General features: G+C 34.5%; 17 protein-coding genes and 1 rRNA gene. 5 read left to right on the forward strand and 13 right to left on the reverse strand.

Going from position 1 to position 18,620, the window contains the following annotated elements; genetic code table 11:
- A 16S ribosomal RNA gene (locus tag ACFX5E_RS08045) occupies nt 1-103 on the reverse strand; the annotation flags it as partial.
- A 951-nt stretch (nt 104-1,054) separates the two neighbouring features.
- Entirely contained in the window at nt 1,055-2,290 is a 1,236-nt protein-coding gene (locus tag ACFX5E_RS08050) for an ABC transporter permease (protein ID WP_379854683.1), read from the reverse strand.
- Nucleotides 2,291-2,403: 113 nt separating this feature from the next.
- On the opposite strand from ACFX5E_RS08050, the gene ACFX5E_RS08055 reads away from it, so the two are divergent.
- On the forward strand, nt 2,404-3,621 hold the full coding sequence (locus tag ACFX5E_RS08055; protein WP_379854684.1) for an exo-beta-N-acetylmuramidase NamZ family protein: 1,218 nt from the start codon (nt 2,404-2,406) through the stop codon (nt 3,619-3,621).
- Nucleotides 3,622-3,708: 87 nt separating this feature from the next.
- On the opposite strand, the gene ACFX5E_RS08060 is transcribed toward ACFX5E_RS08055, so the two are convergent.
- Nucleotides 3,709-4,203, reverse strand: coding sequence for a YkgJ family cysteine cluster protein (locus ACFX5E_RS08060; protein ID WP_073205777.1), 495 nt, complete (start codon nt 4,201-4,203; stop codon nt 3,709-3,711).
- Nucleotides 4,204-4,295: 92 nt separating this feature from the next.
- On the opposite strand from ACFX5E_RS08060, the gene ACFX5E_RS08065 reads away from it, so the two are divergent.
- Both ACFX5E_RS08065 and ACFX5E_RS08070 read left to right on the forward strand, forming a co-directional pair.
- Nucleotides 4,296-5,003 carry a class I SAM-dependent methyltransferase gene (locus ACFX5E_RS08065; RefSeq protein ID WP_379854685.1) on the forward strand — a complete coding sequence of 236 codons (708 nt, stop codon included), beginning with the start codon at nt 4,296-4,298 and terminating at the stop codon, nt 5,001-5,003.
- Between the two features lie 39 nt (nt 5,004-5,042).
- Nucleotides 5,043-5,585 (forward strand): YfiT family bacillithiol transferase, encoded by a 543-nt coding sequence (locus tag ACFX5E_RS08070; protein ID WP_379854686.1) that lies wholly within the window; start codon nt 5,043-5,045, stop codon nt 5,583-5,585.
- A gap of 73 nt (nt 5,586-5,658) precedes the next feature.
- On the opposite strand, the gene ACFX5E_RS08075 is transcribed toward ACFX5E_RS08070, so the two are convergent.
- From ACFX5E_RS08075 to ACFX5E_RS08110, 8 genes are all read right to left on the reverse strand, one after another.
- The gene (locus ACFX5E_RS08075) at nt 5,659-6,291 is read right to left on the reverse strand and encodes a 7-carboxy-7-deazaguanine synthase QueE (protein ID WP_379854687.1); all 633 of its coding nucleotides are present in this window, start codon (nt 6,289-6,291) and stop codon (nt 5,659-5,661) included.
- Nucleotides 6,292-6,552: 261 nt separating this feature from the next.
- Nucleotides 6,553-8,220, reverse strand: a complete 1,668-nt coding sequence (locus ACFX5E_RS08080; RefSeq protein WP_379854688.1) for a tetratricopeptide repeat protein — start codon at nt 8,218-8,220, stop codon at nt 6,553-6,555.
- 12 nt (nt 8,221-8,232) lie between these two features.
- A complete protein-coding gene (locus tag ACFX5E_RS08085) occupies nt 8,233-9,147 on the reverse strand; it encodes a PstS family phosphate ABC transporter substrate-binding protein (protein WP_379854690.1) in 915 nt (304 codons plus the stop codon).
- Nucleotides 9,148-9,150: 3 nt separating this feature from the next.
- Nucleotides 9,151-9,381: a hypothetical protein gene (locus ACFX5E_RS08090; protein ID WP_379854691.1), complete on the reverse strand. Its 231-nt coding sequence runs from the start codon at nt 9,379-9,381 to the stop codon at nt 9,151-9,153.
- Nucleotides 9,381-10,172, reverse strand: a complete 792-nt coding sequence (locus tag ACFX5E_RS08095; protein WP_379854692.1) for an energy transducer TonB — start codon at nt 10,170-10,172, stop codon at nt 9,381-9,383. The genes ACFX5E_RS08090 and ACFX5E_RS08095 overlap by 1 nt, the downstream gene beginning before the upstream one ends.
- A 38-nt stretch (nt 10,173-10,210) precedes the next feature.
- Nucleotides 10,211-10,756 carry an ExbD/TolR family protein gene (locus ACFX5E_RS08100; protein WP_379854693.1) on the reverse strand — a complete coding sequence of 182 codons (546 nt, stop codon included), beginning with the start codon at nt 10,754-10,756 and terminating at the stop codon, nt 10,211-10,213.
- An 18-nt stretch (nt 10,757-10,774) separates the two neighbouring features.
- Nucleotides 10,775-11,374 (reverse strand): ExbD/TolR family protein, encoded by a 600-nt coding sequence (locus tag ACFX5E_RS08105; RefSeq protein WP_379854694.1) that lies wholly within the window; start codon nt 11,372-11,374, stop codon nt 10,775-10,777.
- Nucleotides 11,375-11,461: 87 nt separating this feature from the next.
- Nucleotides 11,462-12,283, reverse strand: a complete 822-nt coding sequence (locus tag ACFX5E_RS08110; protein WP_379854695.1) for a MotA/TolQ/ExbB proton channel family protein — start codon at nt 12,281-12,283, stop codon at nt 11,462-11,464.
- Nucleotides 12,284-12,657: 374 nt separating this feature from the next.
- Between ACFX5E_RS08110 and ACFX5E_RS08115 the strand changes: the two genes are divergently transcribed.
- Nucleotides 12,658-14,166: a helicase HerA-like domain-containing protein gene (locus tag ACFX5E_RS08115; RefSeq protein ID WP_379854696.1), complete on the forward strand. Its 1,509-nt coding sequence runs from the start codon at nt 12,658-12,660 to the stop codon at nt 14,164-14,166.
- Between the two features lie 7 nt (nt 14,167-14,173).
- On the forward strand, nt 14,174-14,539 hold the full coding sequence (locus ACFX5E_RS08120) for a cupin domain-containing protein (protein WP_379854697.1): 366 nt from the start codon (nt 14,174-14,176) through the stop codon (nt 14,537-14,539).
- A gap of 52 nt (nt 14,540-14,591) precedes the next feature.
- Here ACFX5E_RS08120 and ACFX5E_RS08125 read toward each other — a convergent pair whose 3' ends face one another.
- Both ACFX5E_RS08125 and ACFX5E_RS08130 read right to left on the reverse strand, forming a co-directional pair.
- A complete protein-coding gene (locus tag ACFX5E_RS08125) occupies nt 14,592-15,929 on the reverse strand; it encodes an FAD-dependent oxidoreductase (protein WP_379854698.1) in 1,338 nt (445 codons plus the stop codon).
- 240 nt (nt 15,930-16,169) lie between these two features.
- On the reverse strand, nt 16,170-18,554 hold the full coding sequence (locus ACFX5E_RS08130) for a penicillin acylase family protein (RefSeq protein WP_379854699.1): 2,385 nt from the start codon (nt 18,552-18,554) through the stop codon (nt 16,170-16,172).
- Nucleotides 18,555-18,620 lie beyond the last annotated feature (66 nt).

Below are 18,620 nucleotides of genomic sequence, written 5' to 3' on the forward strand. Positions count from 1 at the left end.
CCCGTGCGCCGGTCTCTAATTCCGAAGAACTATACCCCTCGACTTGCATGTGTTAAGCCTGCCGCTAGCGTTCATCCTGAGCCAGGATCAAACTCTTCATCGTATATTGTTGAGTCCAGATAAATCTGGTCTCTTTGTTTATTTGACTGAAGTCTCTAGTGGTTTTTTCAAATCTTTCAATTCTATTACTCTTATTCTTTTGTTCCGATTTTCATCGGAACGGCTGTCAATTCAATATGTCTAGGAACGTGTTCTTCTTGTTTTATACTGAATTTATTTCAGTTTCTTACTTTGATTTACACTACTTAAAGTGTTTCTCAAAGCGGGTGCAAAAGTGCAACTTCTTTTCTTATCTCGCAAGTGTTTTTAAAAGTTTTTTTGAAAATTTTCGTTTCCTTTTTCTTTACTTAAAAAGCCGATTTCTCAACCTTTACACCCACTCAATCTTTCTATGAACTTGCTTCCTTTCGGGTCGGCAAAGATAATTACTTCTTTTATTTCTCGCAAATCTTTTTTCTAAAACTTTCGCTTTAATTTTGATTCGATTTCCAGTAAAATAAGTAAGAACGTCTGCGCCATTGCGGGTGCAAAACTACACCCTTTATACCGTTATTCAAGCTTTTTAATCCCTTTTTTTTGATCTTTTCTTAACTTAAACTTTAACTCGCTGGAAACGTGAATTTTGAAAGTAAAGTTTTTTCCTCTCCCCTCCCGACGTTTCGGGACTCTCCGAAGGAGAGGGTGACTCAACGGGCATAAATTCTGCATATCATTATATAATCGGAAAGAAATAGCATTCTTAAGCAGATGCTTCTTACCTATATATAAGGTAAGAAATAAATACTATTGAAGGAAATTTTATCTTTGGCTAAATCACAAAGTCGATGAAACGTTTCCCGCGTTAGGGATAGCAGCGGAAAGCCCACAGTAAAGTGGAGTGAAACGCAACTTGACGAGGACTTGCAGCGAATAGCCCGACCCTTTATACAAAAGAGGCTATCACCTTAATCGATAATAGCCTCTTTTTTATAAAGGGAAACGCCCAAATAAAAATCTAGTCGAAACGAATGGCTTTTACCGGAGATATTTTGGTTATTATATAGGAAGGAATTAACAACACTACAAAACAAACGGTGACCGTGAGCAAATTCAATAACAGTATGTAACCCCAATTAAGGTATACTGGAGCTTGGTTGACATAGTAATTTTCGGGATTGAGTTTGATTATTCCAAAATGTTGCTGGATCAACAACAAAGATATCCCAATTAAATTCCCCCAAAACAATCCTCTTACTATAAGGTAAAAGGCATTGTAGAGAAATATTTTTCTAACCGACCAATTATTAGCTCCTAATGCTTTTAATATTCCTATCATCTGGGTTCGCTCGAGAATAAGAACTAATAACGCAACTACCATATTGATTGTTGCCACCAATATCATAACGCCTAATATGATTATAATATTGAAATCGAATAATTGAAGCCACTCAAATATGTAGCTGTATTTATCGATTATGGTTTTTGTATCAAGCGTTGATGCCGTTTGCTCATAGACCTGCTCGCCAGTTGTTTTTATATTGTTAAAATTATTTACGAAAACTTCGAATGCTCCTACTTCATTTGGACTCCATTTATTAATGCGTTGCAGGTGTCTAATATCCCCTATTACATAATTAGCATCGAATTCCTGGAAACCAGAGTTAAAAATTCCCGTGATTTTGAATCTGCGGATGTTGGGTGATTTATTTTGGGTTTCTTTTATGAAGAATGTATTAAAGGAATCGCCAACTTTCAAATTGAGTCTATTCGCCAAAAATTGAGAAATCAGCACCTCTTCATTTAAGCTTTTAGAAAAATCTGGCAGTTTACCCGAAACCAGATATTCTTTAATGTTATTCCATTGGTAATCTTTTCCAACTCCTTTTAGAATGATTCCTTCAAAAGCTGTTTCGGTTCTTATAATTCCGGCTTTTGTCGCGATAGCCTGAATGTGACTTATTCCTGGAACGGAAGTGAACTTTGGGTAAAAGTCCTGTTTCTTGGAAATAGGCACCAGCGTAACTTCGGACTGATTGTTATCGTAATTCGAGATAATAATATGCCCATTGAAAGCAGAAACCTTTTCCCTGATTTTTTGTTGCAAGCCAATTCCCGTTGCTACAGAAACAATCATCATGATCATACCAATAGCAATTGCCGAAATTGCAATTTTTATAATTGGCGCAGATATGCTACTTTTATAATCTTTAGCGGTGATGAGCCTTTTGGCTATGAAATATTCTAAATTCAAGTTGATTCAATTTCTATTTTGGATTTGCTAAGCCAGTTTGCGTCGCTTGCGCCAAAAATACAGCTAAAACACGAATTACACTAATAGACATTAATTTTATTATGATTTATCACATGACTCCATTTATAAAAAATACATTTTCTCTTTTACTTTTATTTACCGCCCTAATGTCTTGCACGGTCAAAAAAACGCAAGCGGAGGAAATAGAAAACGAAAGTTTAATAAAAACAACAACTGTTTCCAAGAATGATATTAAAACTGGTGCCGATAATTATACGGCTTATCTTCCTTTATTAAAAAATAAAAAAATTGGAATTGTAACGAATCAAACCGGAATCCTATCTGACAAAACTCATTTGGTCGATTTTCTATTAGGAAAAAATATTGCAATCAAAACCATTTTTGCTCCCGAACATGGTTTTCGTGGAACTGCGGATGCCGGTGAACATATTGTTGACGGAAAAGATCCTAAAACAGGATTGCCAATTATTTCGCTTTATGGTGATAATAAAAAACCTAAACCAGAAGAACTAGCCGGAATTGACATTCTGGTTTTTGACTTACAAGATGTAGGCGCTCGATTTTATACCTATATTTCCTCCTTACATTATATTATGGAGGCTTGTGCCGAAAATAACATTATGCTATTGATTCTTGACAGACCTAATCCCAATATAACTATTATTGACGGACCAGTCCTTGAAAAAGAGTTTACCAGTTTTGTGGGTATGCACCCAATTCCTTTACTTCACGGAATGACAATTGGTGAATATGCGCAAATGATTAATGGAGAAAAATGGCTCAAGAATGGAATTCAATGTAAATTAACCGTTATTCCGTGTCTAAATTACAACAGAAAAATGGATTACAGTTTGCCAATTAAACCTTCCCCAAATCTTCCGAATGATCAAGCCGTGAATTTATATGCAAGTTTATGCCTTTTTGAAGGCACGAATGTAAGTGTGGGTCGCGGTACTGAGAAGCAATTTCAAATTTATGGCTCTCCTTATTTACCAAAAAGCGATTTCAGTTTTACTCCGAAACCAAACTTAGGAGCCCAAAATCCAGTTTATAATGGCATTAAATGTTATGGGGAAGATTTGTCAACATATCCAAGAGTACATCAACTGGAATTGAAATGGCTCATCAAAGCTTATCAGAGTACAAATGACAAATCGAAATTTTTTAATTCCTTTTTTACAAAATTAGCCGGAACTAAAAAATTGCAGCAGCAAATAGAAAGTGGGATCTCAGAAAAGGAAATCAGAGAAAGCTGGAAAGAGGGATTGAGACAGTTTAAAAAAATACGAATTAAGTATTTGATATATTAGTCCGCTACCCTCCCGAAGCCTGGGGAGTCCTCAAAGGAGAGGGAGACGAGATCGAATTTCTTTTGTTTATTTTGATGAAAATCTTTTTTAAAGAGGTAACTTCTTTTTCATTTCCTCCACAATATTAAAAGCTGCAGGGCAAATGGCAACGTTCTTCAACGTTAGATCTGTAATTTGTTGAAATTTCTTTCTATCAGTATGCGGGAATTCTCTGCACGCTTTTGGACGAACATCATAAATCATACAAGCATTTTCATTATCAAGAAAAGTACAAGGCACACTTTGCAAAACATAATCCCTATCTTCATCAATTTGTAGATATTGCTCGATAAATTGTTGGGGTTTCTGTCTGAGATATTTTGAAACACGTTCAATATCGGCATCAGTAAATAAAGGTCCAGTTGTTTTGCAACAATTGGCACATTTTAAACAATCCGTTTTTTTGAATTCAGCATCATGTAAATCCTGCATTACATAATCTAAATTCTTTGGCGTCTTCTTTTTCAGCTTATCGAAATACTTTTTGTTTTCGATATGCTTATCTTTGGCTTCTTTTGGAAGATTGTTTAAAATAGTATTCATTCGTAGATTTGTCTATTCGGTTATTCGATAAAACATTTTGCGAAATTACTTAAAACAAATCAACAAATAACTAAATTAACATACCAACTCTAATGAAAGACCTTTTCGGCAAAGCCATACTTGATTATCAAACTAATAATGCTCCCGAAGATTTAATTACGGAGACTACCATTTCTGAAGAAGACGAAATGTCGGTTGCCTATTTATTTCGATTGTACGATGAAATGCCCCAAATGGAACAAAAAGCGTTACAACTCGCCAAAGGTAAAATCCTAGATGTAGGTTGTGGTGCAGGTAGTCATAGTTTGTCTTTACAAAACGAACGGAATTTAAACGTTACTTCAATTGATATTTCTGCAAATGCAATCCAAGCATGCACACTTCGTGGATTGAAGAATGCAAAAGTTCAGGATGTAATGGCATTAGAAAACGAGAAATACGACACCATATTACTTTTAATGAACGGGGCCGGTATGTGTGGAAAATTAAAAAATATTCCAAATTTTCTTTTAAAATTAAAATCATTACTTAATCCAGGCGGGCAAGTTCTGTTGGACAGTTCTGATATCATATATATGTTTGATGATGATGAAGACGGTGGAAAATGGATTCCTTCAAAGAAAGACTATTATGGCGAAATTGTTTTTAATATCTCCTACAAAGGCGAGAAAGAAAAACCATTCGACTGGATGTTCATTGATTATAATACGTTGCAAAATGCAGCTTTAGATAATGGATTTCAATGTGAATTGATTCTGGAAGGTGAGCATTACGATTATTTGGCGAAACTTTCGATTTAAATAAAGATAAAAGAACTGCCAATAAAGACAAATAAAATTATGGAAGATTCCGTACTAGAGAAATTACGCTATCCTATTGGGAAGTTTATTGCACCCGAATTATACTCAAATAACTATCTGTCTGAAAAAATAGCTGAGATTTCTTCTTTTCCAGAACGACTAAAAAAAGAAGTAATTTATTTAACCGATTATCAACTCGACACTCCGTATCGGCAAGATGGCTGGACGATTCGTCAAGTGATTCATCATTGCGCCGATAGTCACATGAATTGTTTCATTAGAATCAAATGGACTTTAACAGAAGATAAACCCGTAATAAAATTCTATCATGAAGACCGATGGGCAGAAATGCATGATAATATAACGATGCGTATTCAACCCACATTATCTTTTCTAGAAGGATTACATTATAGATTAGCCTATTTAATGAAAAGCTTAAATGTAGCAGATTTAGAAAAAACCTTTATTCATCCGGAACATAACAACGAATTTAAAATTAAGGAAATAATTGGGAATTATGCTTGGCATGGAAACCACCACTTAGCTCACATTACTGAATTGAAAAAGAAAAAAGGTTGGTAGTTGAGTAAGACTATTAATTTTCTCGTTTATAAAAATACCCCAAATTATTATTACAGTTTGGGGTATTTGCTTATTAAGGAATATTTAAATATTTATGTGTTTGTAAGGATACGCGCCATTTAGGATTGTTCATTACATAATCCACTATTAAAGGAGTCATCTCTTCTTTTTTGCTCCATTCGGGCTGAAGGAATAAAATAGCATTTGGATTCACTTTTTCTGCTTGTTCTTCGGCAAAAATAAAATCATGCTTATTGTAAATAATTACTTTCAGCTCGTGTGCATTATTATAAACCGTTTCCGTAGGCAATTTATTTTTCTTTGGCGAAAGACAAATCCAATCCCAGCTTCCTGAAAGCGGATATGCTCCTGAGGTTTCAATATGTACTTTTAAGTTTTCATCTTTTAATCTTTGAGTAAGCAAAGTCATGTCCCACATTAAAGGTTCCCCTCCAGTAACGACAACAGTATCTGCATATTTATTCGCATTGGCAACTATTAAATCAATACTTGTTGGGGGGTGCAATTCAGCATTCCAGCTTTCCTTAACATCACACCAATGACAACCCACATCACATCCACCAATTCTAATAAAGTACGCTGCAGTACCGGTATGAAATCCTTCCCCCTGAATGGTATAAAATTCTTCCATCAACGGAAGCATTGCGCCTTTATTAACTTCTAATTGTATTTCTTTTGATAACATTATTTTATTTTAAAGTGCAAAGATAGTTAATTTGAGAGGGAGTTAATTTGATATTTAGAAAATGCTTGCTGAAAATCACTAATAATAACTTCTAGCCCCGATAGAAGCGGCATCCTTTTTTAAGGGCATTTTTTTGACCTTAAAAAAGATAGAGCGAATAGCGGGCCCAATCCCAGCGAGTTAATCCTAGAGTTTATGCTCAAAAAAAAACCGACAGTTCTTTTGAAACTATCGGTTTTATAAATGTTGAAATATTTAAAATTATTTCAAAGTTTTCAATGCGTCTAAAGCATATTGATTAGCAGGATCAATAGCAAGAGTTTTATTTAAATATTCTTTTGCTTTTACTTTATCCGTTTTAGAATAGATTACGGCAATATTATTATAGGCTTCTATAAATTTAGTTTTCACTGCTGGTTTAGCTACTTCTTCAGCTCCTTTTTGTGTTGTTTTATCTATATAATCCTGGTATGCTTTAACCATTACTACATCATTTTCAAGCAATCTATTTGTTCTTGCTCTATATAAATACGCTTCTTGATAGTCAGGAGATGCAGCTATTACGTTAGCAAAAGCAGCATCGGCTTTTTGTAAGGAAATAGGATCTGCTTTTACGTCTTTTCTGTTGTTATCATAATATAACGATAAGCCATAATAAACATTATCATCTAAATAATTTCTAGAATCTTTATTAGAAGAGCTAAGTTCGAAAATCGCAGCGGCTTCCTTGAATAATTTTTGAGCAAAGAATTTTTTACCTGATTCCCCTAATTCTTCTACTGCTATAGGCAAAAGTTCAATTCCTTTTTTGATGATAGCCATTCCTTCCTTAAAAGCAGTTGGATCTACAGATAAACCATCAGCGCTAGTTCCTTTTTTAATTTTTACCAAACCTAAAGTAGTATAATCTTTAGCAATAATTTTGTTTGCTGGATTTGAGATAAAACTTTCTAACGATGTCTTTGCTACATCAAGATTCCCATTTTCGTATGCTGCATATCCTAAATATCTTAAAATCCTTGGGTTAACATTATCCAATTCTTTCATTTTATTAGCTTCTATCTCAAGTGCTTTGTAATCGCCCACAAGAACAAGAAAATCAGCATGACGCATACGAGAAGCAATAGAATAATCTGTTAAACTCATGTATTTATCATAAAAACTAATGGCAGATTTCATACTCTCCACAGATCTTGAAGGTTTGTTTCTGGCAATATTATAATAGGTTTCAGCAAGCTCTCTGTAAACAGGTCCATAACTTGGATTTATAGCAATTACTTCGTTAAATGCTTTGATTGCTTCATCATACGATTTAGCTCCTTTAAGCAAAACACCCAATTGCATTTTAGCTCTTGTCAAAGTAGGATCTGACTGAAAAGCATTACGGTACGAAGCATAAGCTTCATTTTGGTTCTTGTCACCAAAATAAGCATCTCCAAGTGCAAGTTGAACTTGCGCATCTGATGGGTTATTTATTTTAGCACGATTCAAAATTGCAATGGCGCTTTTAAAATCTGGCTTTGCAGCATTCATATAAGCTCTACCTACATATACTAATTCCTCAACATCTTTTTTGTTAATTCCTTTTGTCCCTAAACCAAAATTAGCTTGAGCAGCAGCAGCATTATTATTATCTAAATCAATTTGCCCTAAACCAATATAATTTAGTTTTCCATTATCACTTCCTATTAATCCTTTTTGAAAATAGATTTTTGCAGAATCAGTAACGCTTTGATTAAGATAGATATTTCCTAGAAGAAATGACGCTCTTCCATTACTTGGTTTTGCCTGAATAATCGATTTCAACATCGATTTTGCGCTTTCAAATTGCTCTGCATCGATAGCTTTTTTTGCTTGATTAATATCTTGTGCTTGACTCGCAAAAGCTGAAGCCAACAATGCAACACTAAAAGTTGTTAATTTATTCATTTTTATTGTGTTTTATTTTTTGTTATTTTTTGTTATTGTAAATTTCCTAGTAGGAATACGTACAGGTAACAATCCAGATTTTAAAATTATTCTTTGTCCGACATCTCCACCAACGAATGAAGCAAACCCCATTCCTAAGCCAGAATATCCCTGACAATTTATTATATACAAATCACGTGCCAAAGGGTATTTTCTTTCTGCTATATTGTTTTGTGAAGGTAAAAAGTAATCATTCCCCGTTAGTCCTTTTACACTTAAAGTATTTACATTATCAACATACTTTTGCATTTCCGGCATAGGTTGCGAAAGCCAATTGACACCAACAACCCCAATCATGCCATCATTTTCTGATACATGTTTTATAACTTCAACATTGGTTTTGAACGAAAAAACACCCTTTTCAGGAATGGTTTTTAAATTCGCCAGAGAATTCATATAACGCACTGTACTTGAATTTGGGTTGTCAAAGACTAATCCTTTAATGTATCTAACTGGTTTTCCTTGCATAAAACTAATAACGTCTTCCAAAGCTATAAGAGTGTCTTTACTATTTTTATTAGAAATAAAAGCCACTGCGTCTGTAGCAAAAGGAGTAATTTTAGGATTAATTTTTCTTTGTTCAAAAATCTTCAGTTCATCAGGTGTCAGATTTCTGGATAAAACCGCAATAGCCCCTTTTTCTTTAAACAAAGAATTAACAGTTTCAGATTCTGATTTTGAGATCAGCTGTATTTTTGCTTCATAGTTATTTTCAAAAACGGCTACCTGATCTTCAATAATAGGCGCTAAGGTTTCATCAACAAAAATAGAGGTTGAACCTTTCAAAATGGTTTCTTCTTTCTTTGAACTATTCGTTTGATTACAACCGATAAACAATATACCTACTGAGAAAAAAATAAAATACAGAAGTTTAGCGAAGTTTTTCATAATCTAGTCATTATTATCATTAATAATCCGAAGGAATCTAAATGAAGCATACACGATAAGTAAAACCCCAAAAGCAAATCTGTAAGTCGGTTCCATTGCTAAAGGGAAATTCTTCATAAAGATAATGAATAAACCTAAAACAAGATAAACTAGAAAAAACAAAATTCCTAAAACAAGAAGAAATCGCTCTCTAAGCGATTTCTTCTTAATATTATTTACTATGTTATTTAACATTATTCTGCAGATTGAATAGTAATAGGAAGAGAATAAAGTACTCTAACTGGTTTACCATTTTGCACTCCAGGAGTCCATCTAGGAGATTTTTTCAAAACGCGTATCGCTTCTTTTCCTGTTCCGTAACCAATATCTCTAATTACTTTGATATCTGTTAATGAACCATCTTTTTCTACTACAAATGTAACATACACTTTACCCTTAAGACCCTCTTCTTCAGGAGTTTGATAATTTTTACCTACATAAGAGTAAAATTTGTCCATACCACCTGGAAATTCCGGTTTTACCTCGATACCCGCTGTATTATAAATTTGATTATCCTCTTCTACAACTGCTGCAGGACCTGTACCAACTGGTTCAACAGTTAATACTGCATCTGGATCACCTTTTATAGTTTCAGCACCTAATTTCTTATCTTTTATCTCGACAGTTTTAGGCGGTTCTTCTGTAACTTCTTCAGCCTTTGCAACCACTGGTTTCACAAATTTAACTTGGTCTACTTTTGGCGGTGGTGGTGGTGGTGGTGGAATATCTTTTTTAATTTCTTCTTTAGGTGGTAACTTTATACTAACAATTTTAGTATCTAAAGTTTCATCAGCTTCCGAAGAATCCGGCAATAAACTTAAAATAAGTGGCGCACCTACTGCAAAAGCAAAAACAATTGCACCAATGAAAAGAGCTTTTATAGTAGTCTTAGTATTTGACTTTCTTAGCTCATAAGCACCATAAGCTTTGTTACGTCCCTCGAATACAATATCAAGCCATTGGTTTGTGAATATATCTAATTTCATTTTTCTTAATTATTAGGTTATAGAGCAATAAGAAAATCTTATTTACCTTCTAACAATTTTAGTTCCTCTGGAGAAAAATCATTTACAATTGCATTAGAAGGTACTCCAACAATCGCCATCTCATCAAGTATGTCTACTAGATTACGATAATTTGATTTTTTACTTGGTTTGATAATTACTATTAAACCTTTGTCTTTATTTCCAGTGTATTCTACTACTGATTTTTTTCTTTTCAATAATTCTTTACGAATACCTTCTTTTCCATATGAAATATCTTTAGGGCCAGCAATCGGTGTTGCTAATAAACCCATATAGTATACCATTTTGTTATTATCCCCTAATAAAACTGTCAATGTACGGTTTTCATCAACTTTGATAGGCTTTTCATTAGGATCATCTTGTTTATCTGGCAACCCCAAAGGCATCGATTGAGGTTTAGACAACGTGGTAGTAAGCATAAAGAACGTGATTAATAAGAACGCTAAATCCACCATCGCAGTTAAATCAACTTTTGAGTTGGATTTTTTACTTCTTACTTTTCCACCTTTTTTGCCTCCACCGTCGCCGGTATTTAATTCAGCCATTTTAGTGTGTTTTTTTAGTTATTTATCTTTTGCTCTCAAACCAGTAACCAGATTGAAGCTATTGATTTTTTGGTCTTGTAATATATCCATTACTTGCTTGATTGCAGGATACTCTTCTTTTGCGTCCCCTTTTATGGCAAGCTGCAATTCTTTGTCATTAACCTCAATATTTGCAATACGAGAATTGTATATCCATTCTTTCAATTGATTATCCAATGAATCTTTAGGCACACCTGGCTGTAAACCTGGCTTACTTCTATCCGCAGTCTTCATAGCAATCAATTGCTTTAGATTTGTAATTGGAACTCCAATACCTTCCATTAAAGCAAATTTCGCAGATTCTTCTTCCGTAAATGCAACACCGTATTTTTGACCCATTAACTCAAGTGCCTTTTTTCTAACTTCTCTTCCTTTTAAGTCAAAAAATACTTTTCCTTTTCCAACAGTTATAGTAGCCAAATTATCTTCGGGCAACTTTGATTGAACTGTTGATGCAGGCGTATCTACTGGCAATGCTTCCGGTATCTTAGCTGTTGCTGTCATTACAAAGAAAGACAACAAAAGAAAAGCTACATCACACATGGCGGTCATATCAGTAGACCCTGCTTTTTTTTGCATTTTTATAGCCATTAATATATTTTTTTAATATTTATAAGAAAACAGGATCTACTTAAAAGATCCTTATTTTCCGTATAAATAAAATTATTAATTATTTCTTGAACTTCTGTAGTGTCTGTAAGTATTTACAATTGTATTACCAGCCTCATCGATAGAATAAGTCAAAGTATCAATTTTAGAAGTAAAAAAGTTGTAAGCAATAATTGCTAAAGCTGAAGTAGCAATACCTGTTGCCGTGTTAATCAATGCTTCAGAAATACCATTTGCAAGCGCAGCTTGATCTGGAGTTCCAGCAGCAGATAAAGCACTAAACGCTTTAATCATACCAGTAACCGTTCCTAACAAACCTGCAAGTGTTCCTAATGAAACCATAGTTGAAAGAATTGTCATATGCTTCTCTAACATTGGCATTTCAAGTGAAGTAACCTCTTCTATTTCTTTATGAATAGTTTCTGCAGCAGTTTCGCTATCTAAACCTTCATTTTTAACTTCTTGGTATTTTAATAAAGCTGATTTTATTGGATTTGCAACAGAACCTTGTTGTTTATCACATGCAGCAATCGCTCCTTCAATGTTGCCTTCTTTAATATCTCTTTGTACATTTTTCATAAACGCATCTAAGTTTCCTTTACCAGCCGCTTTTGAGATTACAGCATATCTTTCAAATGAGAATACAACAACCATTAAAAGACATCCTAACAAAATTGGCACAATAGGTCCTCCTTTGTAAACCATTGCTAACATATTCCCTGGTAATGGATGACCAGTATTAACTCCACCTTCAAAATTTGCGCCATTACCCATTATGAAATTCCAAATTAACCATCCAACAAAAATACATGCAACAATAATGATTCCTGAAATCATTCCTCCTCCTTTTGCACTGCTTTCTTTTTTAACGTTTGCCATTTTTTTTAATTTTAATAGTTTTAAATAATAATCTTTAGTTATAATAAACTTGTAGTGGAGCAAATTTATATTTTTAGTTTAAATAAAAAAACTTTTTTTTATTTAATTGTAATTAATTTTATTTCAATAAACACCCTGCTTTGCATTAGTTTACATTTATATCAAAATATCTAGTAATTTTAAACATTTAACTTAAATATACACGCTATATTAAGAAATATAATAACAATATGTCAATATACCATCCGAAGACAAATAAAATGTTTTTTTTAACAATTCTTAACAAAAAAGCAATAAAATAGTTGAAAATACTAAAAACAACATCAATTTAAAAAAAAACAATAACTTGCATTTAATTTTAATTTAAAAATATCATGAACAGGAAAGAGGCTTTTATAAAAAACATTAATGAAGGTCACGATTATAAAGGAGAAAGCATCATTCTGGGTGGAGCTATACTCGATGGCGAGGCTTTGGCTGATGCTCCTGTCAAAATACCTTTAAAGACATTAAATCGTCATGGATTGATTGCGGGCGCCACCGGGACCGGAAAAACTAAAACCATTCAAGTCCTTTCGGAACAATTATCATTTTTGGGAATTCCAGTGTTAATGATGGACATAAAAGGAGATTTTAGTGGCATTGCAAAAGAAGGAGAAGAAAAACCTTTTATAACCGAACGTCATGCCAAAATAAATATCCCTTATACTGTATCCAGCTTTCCTGTTGAACTATTAACAATCTCAGAACAAAATGGTGTTCGTCTTCGTGCCACTGTTTCAGAATTTGGACCTGTTTTATTTTCCCGGATATTAAATTTAAATGATACACAAGCAGGGGTAGTTTCTGTAATTTTCAAATATTGTGACGACCATAAAATGGCCTTACTGGATTTAAAAGACATCAAAAAAGTAATCAATTATATCACCGAAGAAGGAAAGGACGAAATTGAGGAAAACTATGGCAAAATATCCACTTCTACTACTGGCACTATTCTTAGAAAAATAATTGAACTCGAACAACAAGGAGCAGAACTATTTTTTGGGGAAATGTCTTTTGACATTGAAGATTTAATGCGCATTGATGAAAACGGAAAAGGATATGTCAATATTATCCGCTTGACGGACATTCAAGACAAGCCCAAATTATTCTCCACATTCATGTTGAGTTTATTGGCTGAAATCTACCAGCAAATGCCTGAAAAAGGGGACATGGACCAGCCTGAATTAGTTATTTTTATTGACGAAGCCCATTTGATTTTCAATGAAGCCAGTAAAACATTATTGGATCAGATAGAAACCATTGTTAAACTAATTCGTTCTAAAGGAATTGGAGTCTATTTTATAACTCAAAATCCTATGGATATTCCCAGCGGCATTTTAGCACAATTAGGTTTAAAAATACAACATGCTTTGAGGGCTTTTACCGCAAATGACAGAGACGCAATCAAAAAAACAGCCGATAATTACCCTACTTCAGAATATTACAAAACCGATGAAGTCCTGACCAGTTTGGGAATTGGGGAAGCATTAGTTACGGCATTGAATGAAAAAGGAATTCCAACACCACTTGTAGCTACGATGATGAGAGCCCCAATGAGCCGGATGGATGTTTTAACTGAAAGCGAAATTCAGGAAATCAACAACAAATCAAAACTGGTAAAAAAATACAGCGAACTTATTGACCGAGAAAGTGCCTACGAAATGCTTAACAAAAAAATAGCAGTAGCTCAGCAAGAAGTCTCAGAGCAAGAAGAAGAAAAAGCAGAAGACAAAGGACCTACTACTGCTGATGTTGTAGGGAAATCAGTTCTTAAAGTATTGACAAGTGCTACTTTTATAAGAGGCGCTTTTGGTGTTTTGTCCAAAATGTTTAAAAAGTAATCGTATAATGAAAAAATATTTTATCCAAAAAACCCCTTTTGTAGTTCCAACAACTGATGGTAAATTAATAGAAGAGCATCACGGAATTGCAACCACAAATAATCCCGAAATATCAATTGCACACATGATTGCTCCGCCAAAATGGAGCGAACCCTTTCAAACGCCTGAATTTGAAGAATACACTTATATAATAAAAGGCAAGAAACAATTTAACATTGAAGGGGAAATCGTCATTCTTGAAACGGGCCAGTCCATAAAAATCGAGAAAAATACCAAAGTTCAATATTCCAATCCTTTTGACGAACCCTGTGAATATATTGCCATTTGCAAACCGGCTTTCGATTTTACAAAAGTTCACCGCGAGGAGGATTAACAGCAGCAATTCAATTTTATTACTTTGATGATTGAATTTGGATTGTTATTTTTTATTCCAAAAGAGATAAAATCCTATTTTCTACTTCTTTACTCTCCCAGATATTTTCTATGTTTTCCATTCTCAAAACTTCTTCCATAATGGCATTTTGATAATCGCCAATTGCCAAAGCCTCAGCATACGGACGATCACTAAATGTAACCCGACTGTAAAGCGGAATCCATTTATCAGGATGTTTGTCAGAAAAATGTTTTTCTATTTTCTTTTGCAACAGGAATTTCTCGTCGGCGGTTTTAGAACTCATTTCCAAAAAATTGCGATACGAAAGTTCCGCAATCGCATCAGCATTGGGTTTACGGGATTTTTCATATTCTGAGAAAATCATTTTCCAATCGTCGCCATACTTTTCAATCATTTCATAAAGTACCGAAATATCTTCAAAACCGGCATTCATACCTTGTCCGTAAAAAGGGACAATAGCATGACAAGCATCGCCAATTAGCGCCACTTTATCATCATAAGTCCATGGATAGCATTTCATGGTTACCAATGTACTAGTTGGATTTTTGAAGAAATCTTCAGTCAATTTTGGGATTACATCAATCGTATCGGGTAAGTTTTTTTCGAAGAAAGTTTCTACCTCTTTTTGATCTTTCAATGAATCAAAGGAATTCTCTCCTTCGAAAGGCATAAACAAAGTACAGGTAAAACTACCTTCTAAATTAGGTAATGCAATCAACATGTATTCCCCTCGAGGCCATATATGAAAAGAATTCTTGTCTAATTTATGTGTGCCATCCGGATTTGCAGGTATATTCAATTCCTTATATCCAATGGGTAAAAACTCTTGTGAATAATCGAACATGCTTTGGCGTTGCATACGATGGCGAATTCTGGAAAAAGCACCATCCGCTCCAAAAACCATATCGTACTTTTTGTCTTCCCAAGCCCCTCTTTCAGTTTCACCAATATGTAAAGTTGCATCCTCTAAAGTTACATCCCAAATTTTATGTTCAAAGAAGAATTCAGCACCCGCATTTTCTGCCAAGTCTATCATTTTCCTGTTCAAACTACCTCTCGAAATCGAATAAATTGATTCGCCTTCCTGACCGTAATTCTGAAAATTTAGTTTGTCAACCAAATGTATGGCACGTTTGTCCATGGGTATCGCTATAGTTCGAACGTCATCCCCTACTCCAACTGCATCTAACGCTTTCCAACCCCGGTTTGACATTGCCAAATTTATGGAACGACCCGAAAATTGAATTTGTCGGATATCTGGACTACGATCATAAACATGAACAATATGACCCGCTTTACGGAGGTAAATAGCTAATAAGGAACCGACTAAACCGGAACCAACAATTGCTATTTTTTTAGATGTTTGCATCAAGAAAAAAGTAAGTGTAAGTTGGCAAAATTAAGTAATAATCAACAGAATCAGGCAATTTAGCAGATTTATTTGGGCGTGACCCTCCCAAAAAAGTCGGGTCGGGCTTTTTGTTGCAATCCACGCTAAAAAGCGTGGGATTTTCACTTAAATCCCTCACGCAAATCCTGCTATCAACTAAATCAGTTTTAACCAGAAAAGTGAAAAATCCGTATAATCACAGCTTTTTAAACCTGTATTTTATTGGGGTCTGAAAACTAATTTCGTCGAAGTCTTAACAATCTCTGCTTTATTCATTTTCATTTTCCTGAACTTTCCGTCATTGTAAAGCTCAGCCTGATCGTTATAATGAGAACTCAGCAGATTTCCGGATTGTCCTGTTGGCAAAATACTCCAACTATTTTCTACATCCGAAAAATCAATAATTCTTCTTGTTGACGGACCTCCTTTTACGACGTATTCTGCTTCATCGGTATAATCAAAAAACTGATTGTTGATTACCTCATTAGAGCCCGGAACTTCAAATGGTCCCACATTGAAAATTCTTCTCAAGGCCGCCACCTTTCCCAAAGGATGCTGATGTTCCAAAACATGAACTCGATTCCAAGTCCACGAAGGAACTGAATTTCCCAGTTGTTTTTCTAAGGACGCAATTGCTTCTTTGAAAGATTTCGAAAGAATCTGGCTTCTGTTTTCTTTCAAATTTTTAGTCACAATGTTATCCCACCAAAGTGAATTTTCATTCACCAATTGTTTCGCAACAATTTGCTTCATGATGTGTGTTCCTAGAAACTGCTTGAAATTAGTCGCGCCAAGTTCATCTTCAAAGGTATTTTTTAAATAAAAATAAATCCATTTGTTGTAAATTGTCGGAGCCACATCACTCAGATTAGTAGATCCTTTCCAGGATTTCAAAATAGTAATTGCTTCTTTTTCATTTTTAGAAAGTCCATTATAATTCACATTCGAAATTAAAGTCGCCACAACTTCTGGCGTAACTACTGAGGTATTATCAAACATCATTTTACTTACGGCTTCTTTATCCCAATTGGATTTTGGATCTAGCAATTGAGTGATTCTTTTGGCTCTGTCTTCTGGAAGATAGTATCCAGGATATAAAAATCCATCAATCGGTTCCGGTTGATTATTGGCAGAATATACATAATTCCATTCCGGATTCTCCGCCGAAGGGTTTTTGGAGAAATCCAGATATTCGGTAATATCATCTTTGCCGCTCGCACCATCCAAAATAAAATTAGTATTCACACCTTCATTGTGTTTGTATAACTTCCCGGTTGCCCACCAAGCCACGTTTCCTTTGGCATCGCCATACATTACATTCAATCCCGGCGCAGCGATTAAAGCCACTCCTTTTTGAAAATCAGCCTTGCTTTTAGCGTGCGAAAGCATATAAACCGCATCGAGAATCTGAATGGGCTGTTGGGTATAAATCCAAGACATCGCAACGGGTTTGTCTTTATTTAAACCGTCAATCATATCATTCATAATTGGTCCATGACGACTGATTTTTAGTTTCAAAACTACATCCGAAGCATCTTTTACTTTTATGATTTTTTTTCTGGTTTCATAATTACTGAAACCAATTGGCGTTCTATATTTATTGGCATTATAGGGATTATTTTCTTCTTGATAAAAATCGACATCATCGTTTTCAAACATCGTCAAACCATACGCATATTCTCTGTTATGGCCTAACAAAGGAAAAGGCGTTCCAGCTAAATAACAACCGTATAACTCAAAATCCGGCGTTAGGATATGTGCTTCATACCAAGTCCCCGGTTGTGAAAATCCAATATGGGGATCATTGGCAAAAATCACCTTGCCGTTTTTCGTTTTCTGTGGCGCAATTACCCAACTGTTACTTCCCACGAAAGGAGGAATTGGAGACTGGTCTAAAAGTGAAGCTATAGAATTAGCGATTGCGGCATATTCCTGGGGTTGTTCTTTTGCATTTTTAATTCGAGTGGTATTAAAAGAGCCATCAATACCAAAATCTTTGAGATAATTCATTCCGTATTTGTTTCGAATGTCAGTCATCAACGGATCCGATTTTTGAGCCATTGCAAAACTAAAGGACATATAACCAAAGATATTATAAACGTCTTTTATAGTAAACTTCTCTTTATTAACACCAACTAAAATGAATTCAATCGGAGTTTTTCCCTCATCGATATATTGATTGATTCCATCCAAATAAGCCATCGTCAATTGATAACTTGGACTATTTTTATCCAAAGCTGCAATTGCTTTTGCAGAAGCTTGTTCGATGCCAAGCCCAGCAAAAAATTTATCATTTTTTAATGCTACCGAACCAAATATTTCTGATAAACGTCCTGGAGCGATGCGACGCATCAATTCCATTTGCCATAATCGGTCCTGCGCATGCACATAACCCAACGCTTCCATCGCGTCTTTTGAATTATTGGCATAAATATGCGGCACTCCAAATTCATCAAAATAAACTGTCGTTTCTTTCTGGATATTTTTTAATTGCACTTCCCCTTCGTATTTTGGTTTTAGATAAAAACCATAAACAACTAAAGCAATTGCTATAATCACTAGTAACGAAAGTAAAACCAGAAGAACTTTTTTGAGTATTTTCATCTTTGAATAAATTGGTAGACAAATATATATGATTTGTAAGTTATTTTAAACAATTACTTTTTAGAC

Origin of the sequence: Flavobacterium xylosi (assembly GCF_042787345.1) — a bacterium.
In the GTDB taxonomy this organism is placed as follows: Bacteria; Bacteroidota; Bacteroidia; order Flavobacteriales; family Flavobacteriaceae; genus Flavobacterium; species Flavobacterium xylosi.